Here is a 25,480-nt window from a genome sequence, read left to right as displayed (position 1 = left end):
CCGCGAAGATGGTTACCTGTCAATTAACTCGACAGTTCCGAGCGCCTCCAGCAGCGCGCGCCGCGCCGCCTCGATCTGCGCGATCAGCGCCGGATCGCCGATGCGGTCCGCCGCGATCGCCTCGGGCCAATGCGTTTCGATCACCCGGGCGATCAGCTCGAGCCGGGCCGCGTCGACGAGGAAACGGGGATCGACCGTCGCCGGATCGGCGACCACGCGCAGCCGCAGGCAGGCCGGGCCTCCGCCATTGGCCATCGACTGGCGGACGTCGACGACCTCGACGTGCCGGATCGGCCCGTTGCCGGCGACGTGCGCCTCGAGCCACGCCCAGACCGCCGGCGTCTCGCGCGCCTCCTCGGGAACAATCAGCGCGGTCTCGCCCGAGGGCAGGGTCACCAATTGCGCGTTGAACAGATAAGAGGCGATGGCGTCGTCGAGGCTCACCCGATCGGCGGACACTTCGACGATCTCGACTTCGGGAAAAGCGGCGCGGAGATCGTCGTAGAAGCGATCCTTGTCGGCAAAGGCCTGTTCGTGTGCGAACAGCACCCGGCCATTGGCCACTGCGACCACGTCGTTGTGGAAGGCCCCGGCGGCGATCGCCTCGTCGGACTGCTGGACGAACAGGGTTCGCGCCGGATCGAGGCCATGACGTCGCGCGATCGCGGCGCTGGCGTCGGGGTGCTGGCGGGCGGGGAAGCGCCCGCCGGGCTTGCCATAGACGAAGATCTCCACCCCCGTGGCATGGTGCGCCGTAGCCAGCCGCATGTGATTGGCCGCGCCCTCGTCGCCGAACGGCGCGGGAACGGCGGCGTGGACTGCGAAGGCCGGGTCGGCGAAGGCGAGGCGAAGCTGCGCCAATGTCTCGGGCCATTCATGGCTACGATGCGCGAGCGTGGCGAGATTGGCGACGGTGAGATGGCAGCGGCCATCGCTGGTGTCGGGGCCGGGGGACACCGTCGCCGCGTTGGCGGCCCACATCGCCGAAGCGGACAGGGCCTGCGCCTGCAAATGGCCGGGCGCTGCGGCATAATCGGTGGCGAGGCCGTCCAGCCAGCGATGGTCGGGGCGTGCGTGGGGCAGGAGGATGCCCTGCGTCAGCCCGAGCTCCAGATTGGCGCGCATCTTGGCCACGCCCTGGAGCGCAGCCGCGCGGGGGTGTGCGGTGAGACCGCGATTGCGCGTCGCGGCGAGGTTGCCGGGGCTGAGACCGGCATAATTGTGACTCGGCCCGATGACGCCGTCGAAGTTGATCTCCACGAGCCGCCCGTCACCGCGCGACATGGAGCACCTCGTCGCCGGCCGCGACGCCGAGCGCGTGCGCACAGCTGCTGTCGATCGCGACGCCGCCGTCGCGCGTCTCGATCCGGCCATAGGCCACCTGGAAATCGGCGAGCCGCCCGGTCGCGAGCATGGCCGGAGCGCCGCCATCGGCGATCGCGGTCACCGTCGCGGTCTTCGCCTCGCGGATCGTGCGGACATGGTCGGTGCGCGCGGTCATCGTCGGGCCGCCGTCGAAGATGTCGACATAATTCTCGAACGCGAAACCTTCGCTCTCGAGCATCCGCATCGCGGCGCGGCCCGAGGGATGGGGCAGGCCGATCACCGAGCGCGCGCTCTCCTGGAGCATCGCCGTATAGATCGGGTGCTTGGGCATCAGATCGGCGATGAACTGGTTGCCATGGGTGGCGTTGAATTCATCGGCCTGCTGGAAATTCATCCCGAAGAAGCGCCCGGCGACGCCGTCCCAGAAGGGCGAACCGCCGGCTTCGTCGATCACCCCGCGCAACTCGGCGAGGATGCGCTCGGCGAAGCGTGCCCGGTGCCGGGCGATGAACAGATAGCGGCTGCGCGCGAGCAGCATGCCGAGCCCGCCGGCGCGCTCGCCGGGGTGGAGGAACAGCCCGCCGACTTCACTCGAACCCTCAAGATCGTTGACCAAGCTCAGGATTTCGGCGCGAAAAGTCCGGTTCAGTTCCTGGCTGTGCTTGGTCACCGTACCCAGCCGGTAGCTGTAGAAGGGCCAGTGCTGGCCGACATGAGTGAATATCTGGCAAGTGCCGCGGACTTCGCCCGTCTCGACATTTTCGAGCACCAGCACGAACAGATCGTCGAACAGCCCGTCCTCACTGCGCGCGAAGGCGGCGTGACTGCGCACCAGCTTTGCACGCAGCGCGTCCTTCTCGGGCGGCAGATTGGTGAAGCCGCCCCCGGTGAGCTTGGCCATCTCGTAGAGCGGCTGGAGATCCTCGTCGCGCGCGGCGCGGATCCGGAAGGTCATGGCCGGCCTCGCTCGGCGATGCGCAGGATGGTCAGCGCCGAGAGGGCGGCGCGTTCGGGCAAGCTTTCGGGGATCAGAAATTCCTCCGCTGAATGAATGGATCCGCCGCGCGCGCCCATCGTGTCGACCACGGGGATGCCGCACGCGGCGATGTTGTTGCCGTCGCACACCCCGCGAGTCGCTTTCCAGGCGACCGGAATGCCGAGGTCGGCCCCCGCTTCGCGGACAAGTTCGAACAGGCGTTCGGCACCCGGGTCGAGCGGTTTGGGCGGGCGATTGAAGCTGCCATGCACTTCGACGCGAACGTCGTGCGACGCCATGACGTCATTGGCCGCCTTCTCGATCGCGGCCTTGGCGAGCGAAATGCTCCATTCGTCGCGCGGGCGGAAATTGACGCGCAGGATCGCGAGATCGGGGACGACATTGTTGGGACCGCCGCCGTCGATCCGTGCGGGATTGACGGCGAGGCCCGGCGCCTTCGCCTCGGCCAGCTGCACCGCCAGCGCCGCCGCCGCGACCAGGGCGTTGCGGCCCTCTTCGGGATTGCGCCCGGCATGCGCGCTGCGGCCATGGACGATCAGCGAGAAATTGCCGGTGCCGCCGCGCGCGCCGGCGAGGGTGCCGTCGGGGAGGGCCGGTTCATAGGTGAGCGCCGCCACCTTGCCGCGCGCGGCGCCCTCGATCAGTCCGCGCGAGGCGAAGGAGCCGGTTTCCTCGTCGGAATTGATCACCACCTCATAGCCGAGCCGCCCGGCGAGCGGGCTGGCCTCGACGGCCTCGAGCGCGGCGAGCATCAGCGCGAGGCCGCCCTTCATGTCGGCGGCGCCGGGAGCGTTGAACGCGCCGTCGTCGCGCCAGCGTCCCACCTGGAAAGGGTGCTCAGCGCCGAACACCGTGTCCATATGACCGGTCAGCAGCATCTGCACCGGCGCTTCGGGCCGCACCGCGAGATGGAGATGGCGACCGTGCGCTATCTCCTCGACCCGCCCGTCGAGGGTGACGCTTTCGACCGGCGCGGGATCGATGAGCGCGAGATGCCCGGGGAGTGCCGAAAAGGCCTCGGCAAGCGCGTCGGCGACGCTTGCGAGCCCGACGAGGTTACGCGTGCCGCTGTTGATCGCGGTCCACGCCTCGGTGCGCGCGAGCATCGGCGCATGCGTCACCTGTTCGATCGCTGCCTGCTCGATACTGGAAAGCCCGCTCATGCACGGCTGGTAGCGCGAAATAATATTGCCGTCATCCCGGCGCGTGCTGCGACGTCATGCAGCGAGGGCATGGCTCCGCGCCGTCAGAAATCGACGACCAGTGCCGCGCGGCTGGTAGTGTCGGTGGTCTGGCGGCCGATCGGCGGCGTGCTTTCATATTGGAGCGTGTACGAGAATTGCGCCGAAAACGGCCCAAACAGCTTCGCGAGCAAGGCCGATCGGCTCGACACGGTGCTGTTGGCATCCTGCAGATAGGCCGAGGCGTTCTGGGTCACCGAGATGGTCGGCGACAGCTTCCAGCCGAAATCGACGCTGCCGCGCGCAGCGAGATTGCTCTCCTTCGTCGCATCGATGAACCGGGTCAATCGATAGGCCGGTCCGAGCTCGACATCGAGCTTCACCGCCGGCGACCTGATCGCGCTGTAGCCCGCGCCGGAAGAAAGCGAGACGCGATCGTAGAAGCCCGAGAAGCGGTCGCTCTCATATTGCGCGGCGCCATACATGTAGGCGCGATCGTCGAACTTCCAGTTGGGCTCGTAGGCGGCGAGATAGCGCTCGCGGGTGACGACGCTCAGGCTCTCCTGATAATCGGCCTGGAGCCGCAGCTTGTGGCGCCATTCGAGCGCCTCGCGCTTGACCTCGATTCCCGCGGTGAGCCCGACATTCTCGGTATTGCCGGTGCTGACATAGCCGCCCAGTTCGGCGCGGCCCTTCACCAGATCGAAGAAATCGGCCTCGCGGATCCTGCGGTTGGCCTTCGCCAGCCGGTCGTTGCGCCAATCGCTGGCGATCTTGACGACGAGGTCGGCGCTGGCCGGATCGGCGGCCTTGGCATATTTGACGATGACCGCGACGTCGCCCTCGCTGCCCGATGCGATCGCGGCGTCGAGCATCGACTTGATCGTCGACGGGATCTCGGGATCTTCGGCTGCGGTGTTGGCCAACAGCAGCGGCAGGACGAGGAGCAGGGCACGCATCGCCGCTCTCTAGTCATATTAATAGGGCACCAAAAGGGCGGCCCGCGACGAGCCGATCGTTACGCCCGACGAAGCGAGTCGAGGGGATCGGCGAAAATATCGACAAGCTGGCGATACAGGTCGCGCTTGAACGGCACGATGATGTCGGGGAGCTCGGCGGGCTCGGCCCAGCGCCATGCGCGGAACTCCGGCTCGGCGGTGGCGATGTCGACGTCATGATCCTCGCCGAGGAAGCGGAACAGGAACCAAAGCTGGCGCTGGCCGCGCCATTTGCCGTGCCACACCTTGCCGATCAGATCGTCGGGTAGGTCGTAGGTCAGCTCGTCGGGGGCGGTGGCGACCAATTCGGCATGTTCGCGCGCGACTCCGGTCTCCTCCCGCAATTCGCGCCACGCCGCCTCGAGCGCGTCCTCGCCCGGATCGATCCCGCCCTGCGGCATCTGCCAGGCCTCGAGCGTCGAATCGAGCCTTTGCCCGACGAACACGCGGCCTTCGCGATTGACGAGCATCACGCCGGCGCAAGGGCGATAGGGAAGGGAGGTGGTGTCGGTCATGTCCAATCCGTCATCCCCGCGAATGCCGGGATCTCATGCGGTCAGTCGCTTATCAGATCGAACAGATCGCGCCACTCGGGATTCGATTGCTCGACCAGATCGATCTTCCACGGACGCTACCACTGCTTGAGCCGCTTCTCGCGGAAAACGGCATCCTCGATCCGGTGATGCCATTCGGCGAGCACGAGCAGGGTGCACTTATATTTCGCGCAGAAGCGGGAGCCTGTGCCTTCGCGAGTTGGCCAAGCAGCGCACACACGCCGGTATAGAGCACGCCGAGTGGCTTGTCGGTCATGATATAGGTCCACCCGCCCATATCCGCTCCGTCGTTCCGGCAGACGCCGGAATGCAAGGCTATGATGTACCGCTGCCGCCGGGCAACTCGCATGAGATCCCGGCTTTCGCCGGGATGACGACAAGGGTTAGGGAGAGGCTGGCCATGATCCACATCGTCCACCATCCCGCTTATGTCGCGCCTGCCCCGGCGCGCAGCCCGTATCAGTGGAACAAGAACGGACTGGTGCGCGATCTGCTGCGTGCCGAGGGCGACGCCTTCGCATGGCACGCGCCCGAGCCGATGCCGCGCGCATGGCTCGAGGCGGTGCACGATCCCGATTATGTCGCGGAAGTGATCGCGGCGCGGGTGCCGCTGCACAAGGAGCGCCGAATCGGCTTTCCGGTAACCCCCGAAGTTGCGCTTCGCGCGCAGATGGTTCCCGGCGGCACCTGGCTGGCGGCGCAGCTCGCGCTTACCCATGGCTATGCCGCCAACACTGCCGGCGGGAGCCACCATGCGCTCGCCGATACCGGAGCGGGATTCTGCGTGTTCAACGATCTCGCGCTGGCCGCGGTACGGCTCGCCGACGAAGGGCGGCGTATCCTGATCGTCGATTGCGACGTCCATCAGGGCGACGGCACCGCGGCGCTGACCGCCGGACGCCCGGACATCGCGACCTATTCGATCCATGCCGAGAAGAACTTCCCGGTGCGCAAGGCGCGCTCGACGCTCGACGTACCGCTCGCCGACGGCACCGGCGATGCGGAGTATCTCGCGACCCTCGCCGCGACCTTGCTCCCCTTGCTCGACGATTTCGCGCCCGATCTGATCCTCTATCAGGCCGGCGTGGACCCGCTCGCGGGCGACCGGCTCGGCCGGCTGGGGCTGAGCTATCAGGGGCTGATCGACCGCGATCGCTGGATCGCACAGAGCTTCGCCGGCGGCGGACTCGCTTTCGCCAGCGCACTCGGCGGCGGCTACGGGCTCGACGCGCTCGAGGTTTCGCGCCGTCATGTCGCCTCGATTTTCGCGCTGGGATCGGCGGTGGCAAAGCAGGCGTTGCGGGCCTGACGGCATTTTCTGGCTTGGGCGTAGCGCATGTGAGGCGTAGAGCACTCACAAGGATAGACAAACCGCAGGAGCCAGGATCGACGATGGCAACCGCCGCGCATCAACTTACGCCCGAGGAAGCGTCGGCGCATCCCGTCTCCGAAGCGATCGTCGTCCGCTTTGCCGGCGACTCCGGCGACGGCATGCAGTTGACCGGCGGGCAATTCACTTTGTCGACTGCGCTGGCGGGCAATGATCTCGCCACTTTCCCCGATTTTCCCGCCGAGATCCGCGCGCCGCAAGGCACCTTGTTCGGAGTCTCGGCCTTCCAGATCAATTTCGGCTCGGCGCGGATCGACACTGCGGGCGATCAGCCCGACGTGCTCGTCGCGATGAACCCTGCGGCGCTCAAGACCAATGTCGAGGCGCTCAAGCCCGGCGGGCTGATCATCGCCGACGCGGGCGAGTTCGGCCAGCGCAACCTCGACAAGGCCAAATATGCCGCCAATCCGCTCGACGACGGCAGTCTCGACAAGTGGCAATTGCTCAAGCTCGACATCTCGGCGCTGACCGTCGAGGCGGTCAAGCCGTTCGGGCTGGGCAACAAGGAAGCGCTGCGCTGCAAGAACATGTGGACATTGGGGCTGGCGCTCTGGATGTTCGATCGCGACCGCGGCCCGCTGATCGAATGGCTGCGCACCAAGTTCGCCAAGGCGCCCAATCTCGCCGAAGCCAATATCGCCGCGCTCAACGCGGGCCATGCCTATGGCGAGACCGCCGAGCTCGGCGCGATGGGGATCGCCCAGCGTCAGGTCGCCGCGGCGCCGTCCGAGCCGGGGCTCTACCGCACCGTCACCGGCGCCGATTCGATCTCGATGGGGCTCGTCGTCGGGGCGCAGCTCGCCGGGCTGCCGATGTTCTTCGGCGGCTATCCGATCACGCCGGCCTCGGCGATCCTCCACAGCCTCGCGCGCTACAAGGAATATGGCGTCACCACTTTCCAGGCCGAGGACGAGATCGCCGCGATCGCCTCGGCGCTCGGCGCGTCCTATGCCGGCTCGCTGGGGGTGACGTCTTCCTCGGGGCCCGGCATCGCGCTGAAGGGCGAGGCGATGGGCCTTGCGATCATGACCGAACTGCCGCTGGTGATCGTCAATTCGCAGCGCGGCGGCCCGTCGACGGGGCTTCCCACCAAGACCGAGCAATCGGACCTCTATCAGGCGGTGTACGGCCGCAACGGCGACGCGCCGATGCCGGTGCTCGCGTCGCGCTCGGCCGCAGATTGCTTCGACGTCGCGATCGAGGCGGTGCGGATCGCCACGCAGTACATGACCCCGGTGATGATTCTCACCGACGGCTATATCGCCAATGCCGCCGAGCCGTGGAAAGTGCCCGATATGCGCAGCTACGCGCCGTTCCCGGTGACCTTCCACACCGAAGTTCCGGCCGAGGGCGAGAAGTTCCTCCCTTATGCCCGCGACGAGAAGCTGAAGCGGCCCTGGGTCAAGCCGGGCACGCCGGGGCTGCTCCATCGCATCGGCGGGATCGAGAAGGCGCTGGGCACGGGCAACATCGATTATTCGCCCGGCAACCACCAGGCGATGACCGACATCCGCCGCGACAAGGTCCTCGGGATCGATGTGCCGGACCAGCAGGTCGAACAGGGCCAGGCGGGCGGCAAGCTCGTCGTGGTCGGCTGGGGATCGACCTTTGGCCCGATCGCCAGCGCGGTCCGCCGCGCACGCGCCAAGGGGCGTGACGTCAGCCATGTCCATATCCGCCACATCTGGCCGTTGCCGAAGAATCTGGGCGATTTGCTCGTGAGTTACGAGCATATCCTCGTGCCGGAAATGAACACAGGCCAGCTCAAGACATTGCTGCGCGACCAGTATCTCGTCAACGCAGTGCCGCTCAACAAGGTGTCGGGCCAGCCCTTCACCATCGCCGAGATCGAAGGCGCGATCGATCGCCATCTGGGCAGCGACCGCGCCGAGGAACTGGGACCCGACGACACGCAGCTTCCGAGCCCGGAGGCAGTGAATCCATGATCTCCCTCTCCGCCGGGGGAGGGGATGAAGGACGAAGAACGATGAACGAGATCACGACGATTCGCCCAAGCACGCCCAAGGACTGGGAGACCGACCAGGAGGTGCGCTGGTGCCCCGGCTGCGGCGACTATGCCATCCTCAAGGCAGTGCAGCGCACCATGCCCGAGATCGGCGCGACGCCGGAGAACACCGTGTTCGTCAGCGGGATCGGCTGCTCGTCGCGCTTTCCCTATTACATGGAAACCTATGGCTTCCACACCATCCATGGCCGCGCGCCGGCGGTGGCGACGGGGGTCAAGCTCGCCAATCCCGAGCTCGACGTATGGATCATCACCGGCGACGGCGACGCGCTGTCGATCGGCGGCAACCATACGATGCACTTGCTCAGACGGAATCTGAACTGCCAGATCCTGCTGTTCAACAACGAGATCTACGGCCTCACCAAGGGCCAATATTCGCCGACCTCGCGCGAGGGCACCCGCAGCCCTTCGACGCCGTTCGGCTCGGTCGATCATCCCGCCAAGCCTTGCGCCTTCGCGCTCGGCAGCGGTGCGCGCTTCGTCGCGCGCGGGATCGACGTGAACAAGAATCTGCCTTCGGTCCTGAAGGCGGCGCACGCGCATCAGGGCGCCGCGTTCATCGAGATCTTCCAGAACTGCATCGTCTATAATGACGACGTCTTCGAGCCCTTCACCGCCAAGCCCAATGCGGCGGGGAACCAGCTCTGGTGCGAACATGGCAAGCCGTTGCTGTTCGCCGGGGGCGCGAAGGGGCTCGCGCTCGATCTCGAACGGCTGACGCTCGAGGTGGTCGATGTGACGGAGGGCGACTGGGAAGCGGCGGGGGTGATCGTCCACAACGTCACCAACCGAGCGATCGCCCATATGCTGGTCGAGATGCCGTTCGGGCCGTTCCCGATGGCGCTCGGGGTGCTCTACGACGATCCCGCACCGACCTTCGAAAGCGCAGTCGTTGCGCAGAACAAGGCGGCGGCCGAGGGCAAGAAGCCCGATCTCCAGAAGCTCGTCGCCAAGGGCCAGACCTGGATGGTCGACAAGGCGCCGCATACGATCTGAGAAGGCACTTGCTCCGGGGCACGTCGCGTGCATGTAAGGGCGATGAACGCGCCGACGCGGAGAAACAGTCAAACCGGGCAAGCGAACCGCAGGGGCGGCCCGCCGGGGTTGATCGCGCGCCTGTTCGATCGCCAGCTCGACCGGCTGGATCGCGGCATCGCCGAGGGCAGCCTCGAATTGCTGTTGCCCGACGGCCGTGCGCGATTGCTCGGCGGACGCGCGGATGGCCCCGCCGCGGTGGTCGACCTGCGCAGCTGGCGCGCCTTGCTGCGACTGGGGCTCGAGGGATCGAGCGGCTGGTACGATGCGTGGGCGGCGGGGGAGTGGGCGAGCCCCGATGCGGTCCAGCTCTTCGCCCTGTTCAGCCGCAATCGCGCCGGGCTTGCCCAGCCTGCCCGTGCGACCGGGCCGTGGCTGCTCGCCAAACGCGTCTGGCATTGGCTGCGGCGCAACCATCGCGGCGGCTCGCGTCGGAACATCGAGTTCCACTATGATCTCGGCAACGACTTCTACCGTCCCTGGCTCGACCGGAGCATGACCTATTCGAGCGCGTGCTTCGCCGATCCCGGCCAGTCGCTCGAGGCGGCGCAACAGGCGAAGCTGCGGGCGATGCTCGACCGCACCCGCACCGCGCCGGGCGAGGCGATCCTCGAGATCGGCTGCGGCTGGGGTTCGTTCGCCGAGTTGGCGGCGCGGGCAGGGCGGCGGGTCCACGGCATCACCTTGTCGACCGAGCAAAAGGCGTGGGCCGAGGCGCGCACCGCGGGGATCGACGGCGCCAGCTTCGCGCTCACCGATTATCGCGACGTCACCGGCCATTATGACGCGGTCGTCAGCATCGAGATGGCTGAGGCGGTGGGCCGGCAATATTGGCCGGCCTATCTCGCGGCGGTTTCCCGGGTACTCAAGCCCGGCGGTCGCGCGGCGCTGCAGATCATCACTTTCGACGACGCGCTGTTCGAAGGCTATGCCAACAATGTCGATTTCATCCAGCGCTACATCTTCCCCGGCGGGCTGCTGATCCGCGCGAGCGAATTCCGGCGTCTTGCCGCCAGCAACGGCCTCGAATGGCGCGACGAGGCCCGGTTCGGGCTCGATTATGCCGAAACGCTCCGGCGCTGGCGCGAGAATTTCGATGCTGCGGTCGCGGCCAAGGCACTGCCGCCGCAATTCGATGCGCGCTTCCTCGCGCTCTGGCGCTATTATCTGAAATATTGCGAAGGCGGCTTCCGGGGCGGCGGCATCGACGTCGTGCAGGCGACTTTGGTGAAGGAGGGGTGATGGCCAAGGGATGGATGCTCGCGGGCGCGCTGGCGCTCGCATCGGTCGCGATGGGGCCGGCGGCGGCACAGGATACCAGTGGGCTCCGGAAAGTCGGTGCCGAGGTGCTGTTCTGGAGCCAGGCGCAACGCGACGCCAATTTCCCCCATATGGAGAAGATCTTCCCCGGCCATGTCGTCAAGGCCCGCGGCAAGGTCCGCATGCTGCCGGCGGGCAAACCGCTCGCGGTGCCCGACGCCGAGATCGACGCGTTCATCGCCAGCCAGAACATCTCGGGGCTGATCGTCCTGCAGGACGGCAAGATCCGGCTCGAACGTTATGCCCGCGGCTATGGCCGGGAAGGGCGATGGACCAGCTTCTCGGTCGCCAAGTCGTTCACCTCGACTCTCGTCGGCGCGGCGATCAAGGACGGCTATATCAAGTCGGTGGACGAGCCGGTGACCAGGTACATCCCCGAACTGGCGGGGAGCGGCTATGACGGCGTCACCATCGCGCAATTGCTCACCATGACGTCGGGCGTGCGGTGGAACGAGGATTATACCGACGCGAAATCCGACGTCGCGCGGATGTTCCTCGAAGCGGTTCCGGCGGGCGAGGACCCCACCGTCTATTACATGAAGAAGCTCCCGCGCGAGACCGCGCCGGGGAGCAAATGGGTCTACAAGACCGGCGAGACCAATCTGATCGGCGTGCTGGTGATGCGCGCGACGAAGAAGCCGCTCGCCGAGTATCTGAGCGAGAAGGTCTGGCGGCCCTATGGCATGGAGCAGGACGGCTTCTGGATGGTCGACCCGTCGGGGCACGAAGTCAGCGGCTGCTGTCTGTCGGTGAGCCTGCGCGACTATGCCCGGATGGGCCAGCTCGCGCTCGAGGGCGGCAAAGGCGTGGTCCCCGCGAACTGGTTCGCCGAATCGACGCGTGCGCATGCCGATATCGGCGTGCCGGGCCGCGGCTATGGCTATCAATGGTGGACCTATCCCGAGAGCCGGTTCGGCGCGCAGGGGATTTTCGGACAGACGATCCGCGTCGATCCGAAGACGCGGACGGTGATTGCGGTCTCGGCCGCGGCGGACAAGGCCAGCGACCGGGATTACGGTGTCGCGCGAACGGCGTTTCTCGACAAATTGTTCGCGGCGACCGCTCCGTAGCTCCGGCAATCCTATCTTCACGTAATGGCATTAGCCCCCGGGGCATGAGCCGGGGTTTTCTGCTATTCTTGCTACTCACCGGCGTGCTCAGCATGATCCTGATCGGCATGCCCGGCCTGGTCATGGCCGGATTGATGGTGTTGATCGTCCCCGGACTGATCATGATGGCGATACCCACGGTGTTCCTGTGGAGCCTGACCTATGCAATGCTCTGGTTCCCCATCCGATGGGCATTCAGTGACTTTGCGGCGATGGCGGGCGCGACGCTGGCGGCCCTGGCGCTGCTCATCGGAATTCCGTTTAGCTTCAATGCCGCACTCAATGCCTGGATCGCCGCCGAAAGCACCGGCGACCGGTCTGCCGGCACGCCGATCGCCCTACGCGGTCTGATCGAGCTCCGCGCACCCTTCCTCTATGTCGGAGAGGGCATGTTCAGGCGGCCCTCCTGCGACCTGGTCTGTCATTCGATCCTCTACACCCCGGGCGTGGAAGGTGTAGTCCTGGTCGACATATCGGGCGACAAGCGCGCCTCCGCTCCGGTGCTGCTGAAGCTGGAGAAGCGAGCATCGGGCTGCGCTTCTGAAGAGAGCAGCGGGGCCAGTCTCTCCGAAGAATGGGGCCAGGGCCCGGCGGGCGAGAGGTTGACCCGCACCTGGCTGACGCGCCAGTCGGAAGGCGAGTGCATCGTCCGGCGGTTGGCGTCGCCGAATGTCGACTTCCGCATCACGCTGCAGGTTCGGAACGGCGGCCGGAACAACGCGAATTGGCGGTTGTTTGCGCCGACCCCGTCGCTCCGACGGTTGGCGATCGAGCGCGTTCGGGGCGGAAAGGCCGAATTGCTCCTGCAACGCAGCTTTGCGTGGTCGCGCCCGTTATTCCTCCCGCTGACGATCCTCGCCGAGGGCGGACTGAGTGATTTTCGCTTCGGATGGGGGCGGCGCAACGCAGTCAGCTATGCGGGGCGCGGTCATTTCGTCCCGATCGAGCTGCTGCGGGGCCAGACCAATATCGGCTCGCAAGCCGACGGCAAAAGCGGCGACTCGCTGCGACAGCATCTCGCCGCGGCGATGAAAGATCCGAAGCGGGCAAAGGGCGATGCGGGCTTCGCGCTGGCGCCTGCCGTGTTCGAGGACATCGTTCGCAATGGTCCGCGCGGCGACGACCGCGCGCTGGTCGTCGCGATGGTCGCCGACACGCGCGTCGTCGAGTTCCACCGTTTGTGGGACGTGTCCCGGCGCTTCGACGATGGCCTGGCCGAGCTGCGCCCGGTAATCGTCGCCAGGCTGCTCGCCACGCCGACCGGCTATGATGCTTCGGACGCCGCGCCGAGCATTCTCGGAAGCTGGCTCAAGAGCCTGGACGGCGCATTCACGATGCTCACCGCTGAGGAAGAGAGGCTGCTCGCGGATCATGATCGGCGCAAATGGGCAGATGGGCTCGTCCGGCGGATGTCGGATCGCGGCGCCGCCGCTGCGCCGGCGCTGGCGGAACTGATTGCCGATCGCGAAGTGCGCGAAGCAGCGGCCGGCGCATTGTGCGCGCTGGGCCCGCGCGCCGCGCCGGTGCTGCCGCAAGTCGAGGCCCGCATGGGATCGCATCTGCGCGACGATCGTCGCGGCCAGATCATGCTGGCGCGGTTGGGCAAGCCGATCGGGAGCTTCCGCAGCCCGCCCAATCACAGCTGGTCGGACAAGCAATTGCAGGAGTCGCTGCGCACCCGCCTCGCGCGCTTCGATGTGAAGCGCGACTGCGACTAATCGACGCGCTCGAAATGCCCGGTCTCGAACCCCGAGACCGACAGCGCCGCGATTCGCTCGGCCACGACTTCGGGCGGCTTGACCGTCTCGGCAGCCTCGCCCGGAAAGGCCCGCGCGCGCATCTTGGTGCGGGTCGCGCCCGGATCGATGATGCCGACGCGCACTCCGCTGATGTGGCGAACTTCCTCGCCATAGCTCAGCAGCAGATTCTCGAAAGCCGCCTTGGACGCGCCATAGGTGCCCCAATAGGCGCGCGGGGTCCGCCCGACGCTCGACGTCACGCCGAGCACCCGCGCCTGCTTCGCCGCCTTCAACAGCGGATCGAATGATGCGAGCATCGCGGCCTGCGCGGTGACGTTCAGGGTCAGCACCTTGGCGAATTCCTTGAAGTCGATCGCCGGGACCGCGCTCAAACTACCCAGCGACGCCGCGTTGAGCACGAGCAGGTCGAGCGATTTCCATCGCTCGGACACCGCGGCCGCGAGCCGCGCGACACTCTCATTCTCGGTCAGATCCATCGGCGCGATCGTCGCCGAGCCGCCGCTCGCATAGATCGCCTCCTCGACTTCCTCGAGCCCGCCGGCGGTGCGCGCCGTCAGCACGACATGCGCGCCGGCGGCGCCGAGCGCTTTGGCAGTCGCCGCGCCGATGCCACGGCTGGCGCCGGTGACGAGCGCGATACGGTCGGCGAGAGGCTTGTCGGTCATTCGAACTCCGGAAGAATCAGCTCAGCCGACCCGTTCCTCCAGAAGCGCGAACTGGTCAACCGGGGCGAGCTCGTCCTGGTCGGTGAGCGTGGTCGGATAATCGCCGGTGAAGCAGGCGTCGCAATATTTGGGGTGGATGTCGGCGCGGTGCGCCTCGCCCAGCGCCTTGTACAGCCCGTCGATGCTGACGAACGACAGGCTGTCGGCATGGATGAAATCGGTCATCCCGCCCAGATCGAGCTTGGCCGCGAGCAATTTGGTCCGCTCGGGTGTGTCGACGCCGTAGAAGCAGCTGTGCCGCGTCGGCGGCGAGGCGATGCGCAGATGGACCTCGGCGGCGCCAGCCTCGCGCATCATCTGGACGATCTTGAGGCTGGTGGTGCCGCGCACGATCGAATCGTCGATCAGCACGATGCGCTTGCCCTGGATAAGCTCGCGATTGGCGTTGTGCTTCAATTTGACGCCGAGGTGGCGGACCTTGTCGCCCGGCTGGATGAAGGTGCGACCGACATAATGCGAGCGGATGATGCCCAGCTCGAACGGGATGCCGCTTTCCTGGGCATAGCCGATCGCCGCGGGCACGCCCGAATCGGGCACGGGGACCACGAGATCGGCCTCGACCGGCGATTCGATCGCCAGCTGCGCGCCGATCGCTTTCCGAACCGAATAGACGCTGCGATCCTCGGCGATCGAATCCGGGCGCGAGAAATAGACATATTCGAAGATGCACGGCCGCGCGGCTTGCGGCGCGAAAGGCTTGTGCGAAGTGATCTCGCTGCCCTTGACGATCACCAGCTCGCCCGGCTCGACGTCGCGGACATATTCGGCGCCGACCACATCGAGCGCCACCGTCTCGGAAGCGAACACGATCGTCTGGTCGAGCTTGCCCATCACCAGCGGGCGGATGCCGAGCGGATCGCGACAGGCAATCATCCCTTCCGGCGTCATCACGATCAGCGAATAGGCGCCCTCGACCTGCTTGAGCGCGTCGATGAAGCGATCCATCAAGGTGCGGTAATGCGACGTGGCGACGAGGTGGATGATCACCTCGGTATCCGAGGTCGACTGGAAGATCGCGCCGCGACGGACGAGATCGCGCCGCAGCCGCATCGCGTTCGAGATGTTGCCGTTATGCGCCACCGCGAAGCCGCCGCTCGCCAGCTCGGCATATAGCGGCTGGACGTTGCGAATCGCCGAGCCGCCGGTGGTGGCATAGCGGACATGTCCGCAGGCAGTGGTGCCGACCAGCGCGCGAATCACGTCGTCGCGGTCGAAATTGCCGGCGACATGGCCCATCGCCCGATGGGTGTGGAACTCGCGCCCATCCCAGCTGGTGATCCCCGCCGCCTCCTGGCCGCGGTGCTGGAGCGCATGGAGTCCCAGCGCCACGAGCGCGGCTGCGCCCTCGGCATTGGAAACACCGAAAATGCCGCACTCTTCGCGCAGCTTGTCGTCATCAAACGGGTGCGTGGTAAGCATCAGCCCTCGAGGGGGTTGGGAACTCTCGGGGGCCATATAGGCAGTTCGACGCGGTTTGTCGCCGGTTTGTCACAAGGAAATGAACCAGGAGGCCATTTCGCCGGTTTTTCAAGGCGAAAGGAGCCTGATCATGGCCAGGGATCACGGATCGCAGATCAAGAATGACGAACTTTACGAGAAGTTGCGCGACGACGGCGCGTCAAAGGAGAAGGCCGCCCGGATCGCCAATGCCAAGGAGGCCGGCACGCTCGATCACAAGGGCCGGCTCGACGATCGCAGCAAGGACGAGCTCTACGACGAGGCGAAGGAGATCGGCATCGAGGGCCGCTCGAAGATGGACAAGGACGAGCTGATCGACGCGATTCGCGATCATTGACGAGCCAACCGGCATCCCGGCCCAAGCCGGGACCTCCGGCGGCGGGCATTGCGGCCCGAGGCCCTGGCTTTCGCCGGGCTGACGAGTGGGTTAGAGCCTGATGCGTGACCGACGACCGCGACACCAGCCTCATCCTGAACCCCAAATATGATTCCGCCGGCCTGATCACCGCGGTCGCCACCGACTCGCGCACCGGCGAGCTGCTGATGCTCGCGCATATGAATGCCGAGGCGCTCGCCGCGACCCTCGCCACCGGCGAGGCGCATTTCTGGTCGCGCAGCCGCGGCCGGCTGTGGAAGAAGGGTGAGAGCTCGGGCCATGTGCTGCGCGTGCTCGAGACGCGGATCGATTGCGATCAGGACGCTTTATGGCTCAAGGTCGAGCCCGCAGGCCCCGCCTGCCACACCGGCGAGCGCAGCTGCTTCTTCCGCCGGATCGAGGACGGCAGGCTGGTCCGCGACGCATGAGAGCCGCGTTCGCGCTGCTGCTGGCGCTCGCTGCCTGCTCGGGCGGAAAGACGGGCGACAATGCCGAGGCGCCGCAGGACCTCGAAAGCGCCGCGATCGAACGCGGGCTGGTGCGCGATCCCGACGACGGCGATCTGACCGGCCTCTATGCCCGCGACACCGACCGGGTCTGCGTCGTGCGCTCGGGCTCGAGCTACCGGATCGGAGCCTATGTCGATTATGGCGACCGCATTACCTGCAGCGGCGCCGGCAGCGTCGAGCGCGACGGCGCGATGCTCGAGATCACGCTCGGCAAGGACGGGTGCCGCTTCGATGCGCAATATGACGGCGACCGGATCAAATTCCCCGGCGCGCTCCCCGACGCCTGCAAGAAGCTCTGTGCCCGGCGCGCGGCGTTCACCGGCCTCGAAGTAACGCGGCTGAGCGAATCGTCCGCCGAAGCCGCCGCGATGCGCGACGCGTCAGGGCGACGACTCTGCGGAGACTAGTTCTCCTGCGAAGGCAGCAGCCCAGGGCAGCAGGCCATGTCGCGCGTGGCTCTGGGCGCCTGCTTTCGCCGAAGCACATGCGGGCGTGCGCCGAGGTTGCCCCCAATGCGCACCGCTCCTAAAGCCGCGGCATGGCCGATCCCTTCTACATCTCGACTGCAATCCATTATCCCAATGGCCGTCCGCATATCGGCCATGCCTATGAGATGATCGCCGCCGACGCGATCGCGCGCTTCCAGCGCCAGCACGGCCGCGACGTCTTCTTCCAGACCGGCACCGACGAGCATGGTCTCAAGATGGTCCAGACCGCGCGGGCACGCGACATGGAGGCGCGCGAGCTGGCGGACGAAATGTCGAGCTATTTCCGTGAGATGGCGGACGTTCTCGATATTTCATACGATCGCTTCATCCGCACCTCCGAGCCCGGACACTACCAAGCCAGCCAAGCGATCTGGCAGGCCATGGCCGACGCGGGCGACCTTTATCTCGACCGTTACGAGGGCTGGTATTCGGTCCGCGACGAGGCATTCTACGAGGAGAAGGAGCTCGTCGAAGGGGAAGGGGGCGTCAAGCTCTCGCCGCAAGGCACGCCGGTCGAATGGACCGTCGAGGAGACGTGGTTCTTCAAGCTATCGAAATACCAGCAGCCCTTGCTCGATTTCTATGCCGCCAATCCCGACTTCATCCGCCCCGAATCGCGTCGCAACGAGATCCTCCGCTTCGTCGAGGGCGGGCTGATCGATCTCTCGGTGAGCCGCACCAGCTTCGACTGGGGCGTGCCGGTGCCCGGGTCGCCCGACCATGTGATGTATGTCTGGGTCGACGCGCTGACCAATTACATCACCGGCGCCGGCTATCCCGACGACGCCGAACGCTTCGCCCGATATTGGCCCGCCGACATTCACCTGATCGGCAAGGACATCGTCCGCTTCCACGCGGTCTATTGGCCGGCTTTCCTGATGTCGGCCAACCTGCCGCTGCCGAAGCAGGTCTTCGGCCACGGCTTCCTGCTCAATCGCGGGGAGAAGATGTCCAAATCGGTCGGCAACGTCGTCGATCCGATGGAGCTCGCCACGCTCTACGGCGTCGACGCACTGCGCTATTTCCTGCTGCGCGACGTCAGCTTCGGCAATGACGGCACGTTCAGCGACGAGGCGATCGTCACGCGGGCCAATGCCGATCTGTCGAACAGCTTCGGCAATCTCGCGCAGCGCGTGCTCGCCTTCGTCGCCAAGAATTGCGAGGGGCATGTGCCCGAGGGGAGGGCGGAGGAGGCCGACGCGATCCTGCTCGCCGAGGTTGACGTCGCCTGCGCCGCGTTCCGCACCGCGTTCGAAGATCTCGCGCTCAGCCAGGGGATCGAGGCGTGGATGACCGGCGTGTTCGCCTGCAACCAATATATCGACAGCCAGGCGCCCTGGGCGCTGCGCAAGACGGACCCCGAGCGGATGAACGCGGTGCTTCGCACCTTGCTTCGCGCGATCCGCCGTCTCGCCACGACGATCCTGCCGGTGATTCCGACCTCGGCAGGCAAGTTGCTCGTTCAGCTGCCGTCCGCGGACGATGAGGACTTCCGCATCGCCGCGCCGACCCCCATCTTCCCGCGACTGGAATTGCAGGCGAGCGAAGCGTGAGACTGGCCGACAGCCACTGCCATCTGATCTACAAGGGCCTTGGCGAGCAGCAGCCCGAAGTGTTGGCGCGCGCCCGCGACGCCGGCGTGGTCGCGATGCTCAACATCTCGACCCGGGAAAACGAGTGGGATGACGTCATTGCCGTCGCCGAGCGCGAGACCGATGTCTGGGCGAGCGTCGGCATCCACCCGCACGAGGCCGACCAGCACCCGGATGTCGACACCGTCAAGCTGGTCGAACGCGCGCGGCACCCGCGCGTCGTCGGCATCGGCGAGAGCGGGCTCGATTATTATTACGACCATTCGGACCGTGACCGCCAGCGCGCCAGCTTCCGCGCGCATCTCGCGGCGGCGCGCGAGACCGGGCTGCCGATCATCGTTCACACGCGCGATGCCGAGGCGGACACCGCCGAGATTCTCCGCGACGAGATGGGGAAGGGCGCCTTTCCTGGCGTGATCCATTGCTTCACTGCGAGCGGCGCCTTCGCCGACATCGCGCTCGAGCTCGGGCTCTATGTGTCGATCTCGGGGATCGTGACCTTCAAGAACGCGAAGGACCTTCAGGAAACCGCGGCCCGGCTGCCGCTCGACCGGTTGCTGATCGAGACCGACGCGCCCTTCCTCGCCCCCGTGCCCCATCGCGGCAAGACCGGCGAACCGGCCTTCGTCGCCGACACCTGCCGTTTCCTCGCGAACCTGCGCGGAGAGGATCCCGAGACGCTGGCCGAGGCGACGCGGCAAAACTTCCACAAATTATTCGCCAAGACGCTGGCGTGAGGGCGGAACGGCGCGCGATCCTCCGTCATCCCGGCGAACGCCGGGACCTCAGGCCGCAGGCCACCCGCTCGACCGCACGATGCCCCGGCGTCCGCCGGGGTGACGAAGCGCCATGAAAATCCGCATCCTCGGTTCGGGTACTTCGTCGGGCGTTCCCCGGATCGGCAACGACTGGGGCGCCTGCGATCCCGACGAGCCGCGCAATCGCCGAACCCGCGCCTCGGTGCTGGTCACCACCGCGACGACCACGATCCTCATCGACACCAGCCCCGACATGCGCGCGCAGCTGCTCGCCGCCAATGTCGCCGATGTCGACGCAGTGATCTGGACCCATGATCATGCCGATCACACCCATGGCATCGACGACCTTCGTCAGCTGATGCACATCCGCAACGGCGAGCCGGTGCGCGGCTTTGCGCGGCCGTTCACGCTCGAGCAGCTCCAGCACAAGTTTCACTATGCGTTTTTCGGCCGCGCGCTCTACCGTCCGACCATCGCGATCGCGCCGCTCCCCGATACGCTGGAGATCGGCGATATCCGCATCACCGTCGCGGATCAGCCGCACGGCGGCATAACATCTGCCGGTCTCCGGTTTGATAGTAACGGAAAATCAATAGGTTATGCTACAGACTTCCATGAGATGACGAGCGACATGCACGCGCTCTACACGGATCTCGACATATGGGTGGTCGATGCATTGCGCCGCGCGCCGCATCCGACACACCCCAATCTCGACCAGGTGCTGGGCTGGGTAGGGGCATTGCGCCCGCGCCGCGCCGCGCTGGTTCATATGGATCAGTCGATGGACTATATGGGTCTCGCCGCCGAGCTGCCCCAAGGGGTCGAACCGGGCTTTGACGGGCTGGAGATGCTGGCGTGAGCGAATGGGACAGCATGGACCTGATCTGGCTGGTGGGCGTGCTCGTGCTCGTCCTCAGCGCGCTTTCGGTGCGCAGGCTGTCGATCGGTTTCGTGCTGCGCTCGCTGATCACCTGGGCGTTGATCATCGTGCTGACCGTGCTCGCGGTCGCGCATCGCCACGAACTCGGCGCGTTGTTCGCCGCGGCTTCGGCGAAGCTCGGCATCGACGACCAACAGGTCGAGGGCGAGACCGTGCGCATCCGCATGGCGCCCGACGGCCATTTCTGGGCGCGGGTGACGATCAACGGCGTCGAGCGGCGGATGCTGATCGACAGCGGCGCGACGATCACGGCGATCTCGGATCGCACCGCGGCAGAATCGAACGTCACCGCCGGCAACGGATTGCCCGCGATGATCGAGACCGCCAACGGCACGGTCGCAGCGCGCCGCGGCCGTATTCAGAAATTGGCGATCGGGCCGCTCGAGACCGAGGATCTCGGCGTGGTGGTGTCGGAGAGCTTCGGCGATCTCGACGTGCTCGGCATGAACTTCCTGTCGCGGCTGCACAGCTGGCGCGTCGAAAACAATGTGCTGGTGCTCCAGCCCAGAGCCGAAGCCGGCGACGGGACCGGCGACGCCACCACGGCGCCGGCCGACGCCAAGCCGAAGCGCCGGATGCGCAGGGACGAGACCTGACGCAAAAACCGTCCTGCATTTTACATAATGTATATTATCGTTCTGATGTTTGCCTGAGAAGCGGGCCGGTTTCACGCCGACCCGCTCCCCGAACGCTCAGGCCGCGACCGCTCGCGCGGCCATCGTCGCCTTGGACCACCAGACCAGTTCGTCGAGCGCGGTCTGGGTCGATGCCAACAGATTTGCCTCGATCTCCTCGATCGGCTTGTTTCCGAAGGCCGGATGGACGGCCATGAAGTCGGCCCCGCCGATATGTACGGCCGCGTGCGTCGACGCCATGTGCAGTTCCACCCCGATCTGGCGGAGATGCTCGATCGCGCGGACGGCACCGGTGCCGCCATAGCCGATCGCCGTGAACGGCTTGCGATTCCATTCCTTGTACGCCTGATCGAGCGCGTTCTTGAGCACCCCGGTGATCGAGTGATTATATTCGGCGACCACGAAGATATAGCCGTCGTAGCGACCCACGGTTTCCTGCCAGCGGATCGCCTCCGGATCCTTGCTCGGCATCCACAGATTCGATGCGATCTCATCGAAGAACGGCAGCGGGTGATCGCGCAGGTCGACGAGCTCCACGTCCATGTCTCCCCGCGCCTGCGCTTGCTTCAATATCCATTGCGCCGGTCCGTCGGCGAACCGCGACGGACGAGTCGAGCCGATGATGACGGCGATACGCGGCTTGGCGTGCATAGTAACCTCGTGTGTGCTAGTTTCCCAAGGTGACCAGATTAAAGAAGGCAACCATGACCGAACAAGGAGGCACCTGCGCGATACCAGGTGACCATCACGATACCGCCGCTTGCGAGCATATCAGCCGCATGCTGGCGCGGATCAGCGACAAATGGACCTTGCTGGTGGTGCGCACGCTCGGGAATGGTCCCCGTCGTTTCAATGCGTTGCGGCGCGAAGTTGGCGAGATAAGTCAGAAGATGCTGGCGTCGACCCTGCGCGATCTCGAAGAGAATGGCTTCGTTTCGCGGACGGTGACTCCGGTGACGCCACCGCAAGTCGAATATGCCCTGACTCCGCTCGGCAAGGAATTTCTCTGTCCGGTCCGCGGGCTCGCCGAATGGGTGGTCGCCAATGCCGAACGCATCGACGCGGCCCGCGCCTCTTATGCCGAACGCCGCGCCGGCGAATAGTCAGTCGTCGCGCGCAAGCCGATCGATGATCGGGCAATCGGGGCGATCGTCGCCGTGGCAGCGCCCGGCAAGGTCGCTGAGCGTGCGCCGCATCTCGTCGAGCGCGCGCGCCTTGCGGCCCAGATCCTCTGCGCGTGCAAGCGCGAGCGCCTTGACGTCGGCGCTCGAACGCTGGCGATTGCTCCACAGCGAGAGCAATTCCCGGATATCCTCGATCGGGAAACCGAGGTCGCGCGCGCTGGCGATGAAGCGTAGCCGGTGGACATCGGCGTCGGAATAGTCGCGATACCCGCTTGCGCGTCGCGGCGGCGGCGGAATCAGTCCCAGTTTCTCATAGTGGCGGAGCATCCGCTGCGAAACGCCGCTCGCCTGGGCGGCCTGGCCGATATTCATCGCGATGTTCCTCGACAAGCGCCGGCCCTGTGGTGGCTTGACTCTGACATGGTGTCAAACTCCATAGCCTCGGCGATTTCGCCCGGAGAAGAATTCGATGCATGCGACGACCGATCGGCGGCGGCTGTTGCGCGGGGCTGCCCTCGCCGGGGGCGCGGCCGCTTGCGCGCGCTGGATGCCCGGCTGGGCACAGAGCGTTTCGCCGGGCCTCGCTCCCACGCTGCCCATGCTGTCCGGCGCGGACATCACCCTGCGCGTCGCGCACCAGATGATGCAGGTCGACGGGCGGCGGAGTCACGCGATCGGCATCAATGGCACCGTCCCCGCCCCCCTCCTCCGCCTGCGCGAGGGACAGACCGCGCGGCTTCACGTCGTCAATGCTCTCGACGAGGAGACTTCGGTCCATTGGCACGGGCTGATCCTGCCCTTCCAGATGGACGGCGTCCCCGGCGTCTCGTTTCCCGGCATCCCGGCAAGGTCGCGCTTCACCTACGAATTCCCGATCGTCCAGTCGGGCACCTATTGGTATCACAGCCATTCGGGGCTGCAGGAGCAGATGGGCCATTATGGTCCCATCGTGATCGATCCGGCAGGGGCGGATCCGATCGGCTACGATCGCGAGCATGTCGTCGTGCTGTCGGACCATAGCCCGCTCCATCCACACGCGATCTTCGCGAAGCTCAAGAAGCAGCCCGGCTATTTCAATCGCCAGCGTCAGACCCTCGCCGGCCTGATCGCGGGCGAGGATCAGCCGCTAAAGGATCGGCTCGAATGGGTCCGGATGCGGATGGATCCGGCCGATGTGGCCGACGTCACGGCATCGACCTATACCTATCTGGTCAACGGCCACGGCCCGAAGGACAATTGGACGGCGCTGTTTCAGCCCGGCGAGCGCGTGCGGCTGCGCATCATCAATGCCTCGGCGATGACGATCTTCAACGTGCGACTCCCGGGACTGGAGATGCGCGTGGTCCAGGCCGATGGGCAGAATGTCCGCCCGGTGCCGGTAGACGAGCTTCAGATCACCGTCGCCGAGACCTATGACGTGATCGTCACGCCGACCGAGGATCGCGCCTATACGCTCGTCGCCGAATCGGTCGACCGCTCGGGAATGGCACGCGCGACCCTGGCGCCCCGCCCCGGCATGGCGGCCGAAATCCCGACGCTGCGCAAGCGGCCGATCGCGACGATGAGAGACATGGGAATGGACATGACCGGGATGGATCACGGCGGCATGTCGCACAGCATGGCGATGCGCGATCCCGCCAATGCCCCACAGGTCAAAATGGGTCCGGGCGTCCAGACGATCGCGCCGATGCCGGCGGATCGCACCGGCGAGCCCGGCCAGGGCCTCGAAAATGCCGGCCACCGCGTGCTCACCTATCGCGATCTGGTGGCGCTGGAGCGCAATCCCGATGTCCGCGCGCCGGAGCGCGAGCTGCAGATCCACCTGACCGGCAACATGGAACGCTATATGTGGGCGTTCGACGGCGAGAAATTGAGCGAAGTGAAGGACCCGATCGCCTTCCGCGCCGGCGAGCGCGTCCGGGTGACTTTGGTCAACGACACGATGATGGCGCACCCGATCCACCTGCACGGCCATTTCTTCGAGCTGGTGACCGGCCATGGCGGTCATTCGCCGCGCAAGCACACGGTCAATGTCCTGCCCGGCGGCAAGGTCAGCTGGGACGTGACCGCGGTGCCCGGCGACTGGGCGTTCCATTGCCATATGCTCTATCACATGCACGCCGGGATGATGCAGGTCGTCAGCGTGCGCCCGCTCGAGGAGACCGGCGCATGAGGCTGTCGGGGCTCGCGCCGCTGATCCTCGCCATGCCCGCTGCGGCGCAGGATCATTCGGCGCATTCCATGCCCGCACCGCCGCCGCAGACGCACGTGCCGGCCGATCCCCATGCCGGCCACGACATGCCCGTGCCGGCCGATCCGCACGCCGGCCACGATATGTCGACGATGCAGGAAAGCGCGACGGCCGGGGCGACCGGCACCGATCTTGCTCCCGGCGATGCGTCCGCTCCCGCCCCTCCCCGCGACCGCGCCGCCGACAGCTATTGGGGTGCCGGTGCCATGGCGACCGCGCAGGACAAGCTTCGTCGCGAGCATGGCGGCGGACGCTGGTCGCAGCTGGCGTTCAACCTCGCCGAATATCAGGCGCGCAAGGGCAATGAGGGCTATCGCTGGGATGGCGAGGCGTGGATCGGCGGCGACCGGGATCGCTTAGCCCTGAAAAGCGAAGGCAGCGGCGATTTCGGCGGCGCCGTCGAGAGCGCCGAAGTGCAGGCGCTCTACAGCCGCGCGCTCGATCCGTACTGGAACCTGCAGGCCGGCCTCCGCCAGGATCTCGGGCCGGGGCCGCGCCGCACCTGGGCCGCGATCGGTGTCGAGGGCGTCGCGCCGTGGTGGTTCGATGTAGAGGGCACGCTGTTCCTCTCCACCAGAGGCGATCTGCTCGGCCGGATCCAGAGCTATTACGATCAGCGGATCACGCAGGACCTCGTGCTCCAGCCGCGCGCCGAGCTGAACCTCGCCGCGCAGGACGTGCCGGAGAGCGCGACCGGCGCCGGCCTGTCCGACATGGAGCTGGGGCTGCGGCTCCGTTACGAGCGCATCCGCGAATTCGCGCCCTATGTCGGCGTATCTTGGGAGCGCAAATTCGGCGCCACTGCAGACTATGCGCGTCGACGCGGCGACGAAACCGGCGGCACGAGCTTCGTCGCCGGGATCAGGATATGGTTCTGATCCGCCGGGTGGCGTAAAGGCATCCCAAGGGGCTATGCCGGTTCGACACG

Annotated in this window: 25 protein-coding genes; 16 read left to right on the top strand and 9 right to left on the bottom strand. The window is 66.3% G+C overall.

Features of this window, described 5'->3' with window-relative positions:
- Positions 1-12: 12 nt before the first annotated feature.
- The 5 genes from Q9Q95_RS06255 to Q9Q95_RS06235 all read right to left on the bottom strand — a co-directional run bounded on the left by Q9Q95_RS06255 (position 13) and on the right by Q9Q95_RS06235 (position 5,017).
- The gene (locus Q9Q95_RS06255) at positions 13-1,284 is read right to left on the bottom strand and encodes an N-succinylarginine dihydrolase (RefSeq protein ID WP_306094999.1); all 1,272 of its coding nucleotides are present in this window, start codon (positions 1,282-1,284) and stop codon (positions 13-15) included.
- Complete coding sequence (locus tag Q9Q95_RS06250) at positions 1,271-2,281, bottom strand: arginine N-succinyltransferase (RefSeq protein ID WP_306094997.1); 1,011 nt, start codon at positions 2,279-2,281, stop codon at positions 1,271-1,273. Before Q9Q95_RS06250 ends, Q9Q95_RS06255 begins: the two co-directional genes overlap by 14 nt.
- Positions 2,278-3,486, bottom strand: a complete 1,209-nt coding sequence (locus tag Q9Q95_RS06245; RefSeq protein ID WP_306094995.1) for a hydrolase — start codon at positions 3,484-3,486, stop codon at positions 2,278-2,280. Before Q9Q95_RS06245 ends, Q9Q95_RS06250 begins: the two co-directional genes overlap by 4 nt.
- An 83-nt stretch (positions 3,487-3,569) precedes the next feature.
- Entirely contained in the window at positions 3,570-4,463 is an 894-nt protein-coding gene (locus tag Q9Q95_RS06240; protein WP_306094993.1) for a YdiY family protein, read from the bottom strand.
- A gap of 59 nt (positions 4,464-4,522) precedes the next feature.
- A complete protein-coding gene (locus Q9Q95_RS06235) occupies positions 4,523-5,017 on the bottom strand; it encodes an RNA pyrophosphohydrolase (RefSeq protein WP_306094990.1) in 495 nt (164 codons plus the stop codon).
- Positions 5,018-5,456: 439 nt separating this feature from the next.
- Between Q9Q95_RS06235 and Q9Q95_RS06225 the strand changes: the two genes are divergently transcribed.
- The 6 genes from Q9Q95_RS06225 to Q9Q95_RS06200 all read left to right on the top strand — a co-directional run bounded on the left by Q9Q95_RS06225 (position 5,457) and on the right by Q9Q95_RS06200 (position 13,654).
- Positions 5,457-6,365: a histone deacetylase gene (locus Q9Q95_RS06225; protein WP_306094988.1), complete on the top strand. Its 909-nt coding sequence runs from the start codon at positions 5,457-5,459 to the stop codon at positions 6,363-6,365.
- A gap of 83 nt (positions 6,366-6,448) precedes the next feature.
- The gene (locus Q9Q95_RS06220) at positions 6,449-8,392 is read left to right on the top strand and encodes a 2-oxoacid:acceptor oxidoreductase subunit alpha (protein ID WP_306094986.1); all 1,944 of its coding nucleotides are present in this window, start codon (positions 6,449-6,451) and stop codon (positions 8,390-8,392) included.
- Positions 8,393-8,433: 41 nt separating this feature from the next.
- Positions 8,434-9,468, top strand: coding sequence for a 2-oxoacid:ferredoxin oxidoreductase subunit beta (locus Q9Q95_RS06215; protein ID WP_306094984.1), 1,035 nt, complete (start codon positions 8,434-8,436; stop codon positions 9,466-9,468).
- A 42-nt stretch (positions 9,469-9,510) separates the two neighbouring features.
- On the top strand, positions 9,511-10,749 hold the full coding sequence (locus tag Q9Q95_RS06210; protein WP_306094982.1) for a cyclopropane-fatty-acyl-phospholipid synthase family protein: 1,239 nt from the start codon (positions 9,511-9,513) through the stop codon (positions 10,747-10,749).
- Entirely contained in the window at positions 10,749-11,897 is a 1,149-nt protein-coding gene (locus Q9Q95_RS06205) for a serine hydrolase (protein WP_306094980.1), read from the top strand. Before Q9Q95_RS06210 ends, Q9Q95_RS06205 begins: the two co-directional genes overlap by 1 nt.
- A gap of 44 nt (positions 11,898-11,941) precedes the next feature.
- Entirely contained in the window at positions 11,942-13,654 is a 1,713-nt protein-coding gene (locus Q9Q95_RS06200) for a hypothetical protein (protein ID WP_306094978.1), read from the top strand.
- On the opposite strand, the gene Q9Q95_RS06195 is transcribed toward Q9Q95_RS06200, so the two are convergent.
- Both Q9Q95_RS06195 and purF read right to left on the bottom strand, forming a co-directional pair.
- Complete coding sequence (locus Q9Q95_RS06195; RefSeq protein WP_306094976.1) at positions 13,651-14,361, bottom strand: SDR family NAD(P)-dependent oxidoreductase; 711 nt, start codon at positions 14,359-14,361, stop codon at positions 13,651-13,653. The two genes, Q9Q95_RS06200 and Q9Q95_RS06195, sit on opposite strands and share 4 nt — an antisense overlap.
- A 21-nt stretch (positions 14,362-14,382) precedes the next feature.
- Complete coding sequence (gene purF / locus Q9Q95_RS06190) at positions 14,383-15,840, bottom strand: amidophosphoribosyltransferase (RefSeq protein WP_306094974.1); 1,458 nt, start codon at positions 15,838-15,840, stop codon at positions 14,383-14,385.
- A gap of 130 nt (positions 15,841-15,970) precedes the next feature.
- Between purF and Q9Q95_RS06185 the strand changes: the two genes are divergently transcribed.
- The 7 genes from Q9Q95_RS06185 to Q9Q95_RS06155 all read left to right on the top strand — a co-directional run bounded on the left by Q9Q95_RS06185 (position 15,971) and on the right by Q9Q95_RS06155 (position 21,138).
- Positions 15,971-16,216: a Rho termination factor N-terminal domain-containing protein gene (locus Q9Q95_RS06185; protein ID WP_306094973.1), complete on the top strand. Its 246-nt coding sequence runs from the start codon at positions 15,971-15,973 to the stop codon at positions 16,214-16,216.
- Between the two features lie 104 nt (positions 16,217-16,320).
- Complete coding sequence (hisI, locus tag Q9Q95_RS06180) at positions 16,321-16,683, top strand: phosphoribosyl-AMP cyclohydrolase (protein WP_306094971.1); 363 nt, start codon at positions 16,321-16,323, stop codon at positions 16,681-16,683.
- Positions 16,680-17,171, top strand: a complete 492-nt coding sequence (locus Q9Q95_RS06175) for a hypothetical protein (protein WP_306094969.1) — start codon at positions 16,680-16,682, stop codon at positions 17,169-17,171. The genes hisI and Q9Q95_RS06175 overlap by 4 nt, the downstream gene beginning before the upstream one ends.
- A gap of 131 nt (positions 17,172-17,302) precedes the next feature.
- Positions 17,303-18,805 (top strand): methionine--tRNA ligase, encoded by a 1,503-nt coding sequence (metG, locus tag Q9Q95_RS06170; protein ID WP_306094967.1) that lies wholly within the window; start codon positions 17,303-17,305, stop codon positions 18,803-18,805.
- Positions 18,802-19,581 carry a TatD family hydrolase gene (locus Q9Q95_RS06165; RefSeq protein ID WP_306094965.1) on the top strand — a complete coding sequence of 260 codons (780 nt, stop codon included), beginning with the start codon at positions 18,802-18,804 and terminating at the stop codon, positions 19,579-19,581. The genes metG and Q9Q95_RS06165 overlap by 4 nt, the downstream gene beginning before the upstream one ends.
- A 112-nt stretch (positions 19,582-19,693) precedes the next feature.
- The gene (locus tag Q9Q95_RS06160; protein WP_306094963.1) at positions 19,694-20,461 is read left to right on the top strand and encodes an MBL fold metallo-hydrolase; all 768 of its coding nucleotides are present in this window, start codon (positions 19,694-19,696) and stop codon (positions 20,459-20,461) included.
- Complete coding sequence (locus Q9Q95_RS06155; RefSeq protein WP_306094961.1) at positions 20,458-21,138, top strand: TIGR02281 family clan AA aspartic protease; 681 nt, start codon at positions 20,458-20,460, stop codon at positions 21,136-21,138. The genes Q9Q95_RS06160 and Q9Q95_RS06155 overlap by 4 nt, the downstream gene beginning before the upstream one ends.
- A 96-nt stretch (positions 21,139-21,234) precedes the next feature.
- On the opposite strand, the gene Q9Q95_RS06150 is transcribed toward Q9Q95_RS06155, so the two are convergent.
- Positions 21,235-21,828 (bottom strand): NADPH-dependent FMN reductase, encoded by a 594-nt coding sequence (locus Q9Q95_RS06150; RefSeq protein WP_306094959.1) that lies wholly within the window; start codon positions 21,826-21,828, stop codon positions 21,235-21,237.
- Between the two features lie 53 nt (positions 21,829-21,881).
- On the opposite strand from Q9Q95_RS06150, the gene Q9Q95_RS06145 reads away from it, so the two are divergent.
- On the top strand, positions 21,882-22,280 hold the full coding sequence (locus tag Q9Q95_RS06145; protein ID WP_306094957.1) for a helix-turn-helix domain-containing protein: 399 nt from the start codon (positions 21,882-21,884) through the stop codon (positions 22,278-22,280).
- On the opposite strand, the gene cueR is transcribed toward Q9Q95_RS06145, so the two are convergent.
- A complete protein-coding gene (gene cueR / locus Q9Q95_RS06140) occupies positions 22,281-22,673 on the bottom strand; it encodes a Cu(I)-responsive transcriptional regulator (protein ID WP_306094955.1) in 393 nt (130 codons plus the stop codon). It abuts the gene before it with no gap.
- A 97-nt stretch (positions 22,674-22,770) separates the two neighbouring features.
- Between cueR and Q9Q95_RS06135 the strand changes: the two genes are divergently transcribed.
- Positions 22,771-24,474 carry a copper resistance system multicopper oxidase gene (locus Q9Q95_RS06135; protein WP_306094953.1) on the top strand — a complete coding sequence of 568 codons (1,704 nt, stop codon included), beginning with the start codon at positions 22,771-22,773 and terminating at the stop codon, positions 24,472-24,474.
- Complete coding sequence (locus Q9Q95_RS06130; protein ID WP_306094951.1) at positions 24,471-25,430, top strand: copper resistance protein B; 960 nt, start codon at positions 24,471-24,473, stop codon at positions 25,428-25,430. The genes Q9Q95_RS06135 and Q9Q95_RS06130 overlap by 4 nt, the downstream gene beginning before the upstream one ends.
- The last annotated feature ends 50 nt before the right edge of the window (positions 25,431-25,480 follow it).

This window comes from Sphingomonas sp. DG1-23 (genome assembly GCF_030730875.1).
Lineage (GTDB): Bacteria > Pseudomonadota > Alphaproteobacteria > Sphingomonadales > Sphingomonadaceae > Sphingomonas.
The sequence above is the reverse complement of the archived record's forward strand: the minus strand, read 5'-3'. Positions and strand labels throughout refer to the sequence as shown.

Excerpts from the sequence above, each read along its gene's own strand:
- Q9Q95_RS06255 (WP_306094999.1), bottom strand. The coding sequence starts at position 1,284 with ATGTCGCGCGGTGACGGGCGGCTCGTGGAGATCAACTTCGACGGCGTC.
- Q9Q95_RS06250 (WP_306094997.1), bottom strand. The coding sequence starts at position 2,281 with ATGACCTTCCGGATCCGCGCCGCGCGCGACGAGGATCTCCAGCCGCTC.
- Q9Q95_RS06245 (WP_306094995.1), bottom strand. The coding sequence starts at position 3,486 with ATGAGCGGGCTTTCCAGTATCGAGCAGGCAGCGATCGAACAGGTGACG.
- Q9Q95_RS06240 (WP_306094993.1), bottom strand. The coding sequence starts at position 4,463 with ATGCGTGCCCTGCTCCTCGTCCTGCCGCTGCTGTTGGCCAACACCGCA.
- Q9Q95_RS06235 (WP_306094990.1), bottom strand. The coding sequence starts at position 5,017 with ATGACCGACACCACCTCCCTTCCCTATCGCCCTTGCGCCGGCGTGATG.
- Q9Q95_RS06225 (WP_306094988.1), top strand. The coding sequence starts at position 5,457 with ATGATCCACATCGTCCACCATCCCGCTTATGTCGCGCCTGCCCCGGCG.
- Q9Q95_RS06220 (WP_306094986.1), top strand. The coding sequence starts at position 6,449 with ATGGCAACCGCCGCGCATCAACTTACGCCCGAGGAAGCGTCGGCGCAT.
- Q9Q95_RS06215 (WP_306094984.1), top strand. The coding sequence starts at position 8,434 with ATGAACGAGATCACGACGATTCGCCCAAGCACGCCCAAGGACTGGGAG.
- Q9Q95_RS06210 (WP_306094982.1), top strand. The coding sequence starts at position 9,511 with ATGAACGCGCCGACGCGGAGAAACAGTCAAACCGGGCAAGCGAACCGC.
- Q9Q95_RS06205 (WP_306094980.1), top strand. The coding sequence starts at position 10,749 with ATGGCCAAGGGATGGATGCTCGCGGGCGCGCTGGCGCTCGCATCGGTC.
- Q9Q95_RS06200 (WP_306094978.1), top strand. The coding sequence starts at position 11,942 with ATGAGCCGGGGTTTTCTGCTATTCTTGCTACTCACCGGCGTGCTCAGC.
- Q9Q95_RS06195 (WP_306094976.1), bottom strand. The coding sequence starts at position 14,361 with ATGACCGACAAGCCTCTCGCCGACCGTATCGCGCTCGTCACCGGCGCC.
- purF (WP_306094974.1), bottom strand. The coding sequence starts at position 15,840 with ATGCTTACCACGCACCCGTTTGATGACGACAAGCTGCGCGAAGAGTGC.
- Q9Q95_RS06185 (WP_306094973.1), top strand. The coding sequence starts at position 15,971 with ATGGCCAGGGATCACGGATCGCAGATCAAGAATGACGAACTTTACGAG.
- Q9Q95_RS06175 (WP_306094969.1), top strand. The coding sequence starts at position 16,680 with ATGAGAGCCGCGTTCGCGCTGCTGCTGGCGCTCGCTGCCTGCTCGGGC.
- metG (WP_306094967.1), top strand. The coding sequence starts at position 17,303 with ATGGCCGATCCCTTCTACATCTCGACTGCAATCCATTATCCCAATGGC.
- Q9Q95_RS06160 (WP_306094963.1), top strand. The coding sequence starts at position 19,694 with ATGAAAATCCGCATCCTCGGTTCGGGTACTTCGTCGGGCGTTCCCCGG.
- Q9Q95_RS06150 (WP_306094959.1), bottom strand. The coding sequence starts at position 21,828 with ATGCACGCCAAGCCGCGTATCGCCGTCATCATCGGCTCGACTCGTCCG.
- Q9Q95_RS06145 (WP_306094957.1), top strand. The coding sequence starts at position 21,882 with ATGACCGAACAAGGAGGCACCTGCGCGATACCAGGTGACCATCACGAT.
- cueR (WP_306094955.1), bottom strand. The coding sequence starts at position 22,673 with ATGAATATCGGCCAGGCCGCCCAGGCGAGCGGCGTTTCGCAGCGGATG.
- Q9Q95_RS06135 (WP_306094953.1), top strand. The coding sequence starts at position 22,771 with ATGCATGCGACGACCGATCGGCGGCGGCTGTTGCGCGGGGCTGCCCTC.
- Q9Q95_RS06130 (WP_306094951.1), top strand. The coding sequence starts at position 24,471 with ATGAGGCTGTCGGGGCTCGCGCCGCTGATCCTCGCCATGCCCGCTGCG.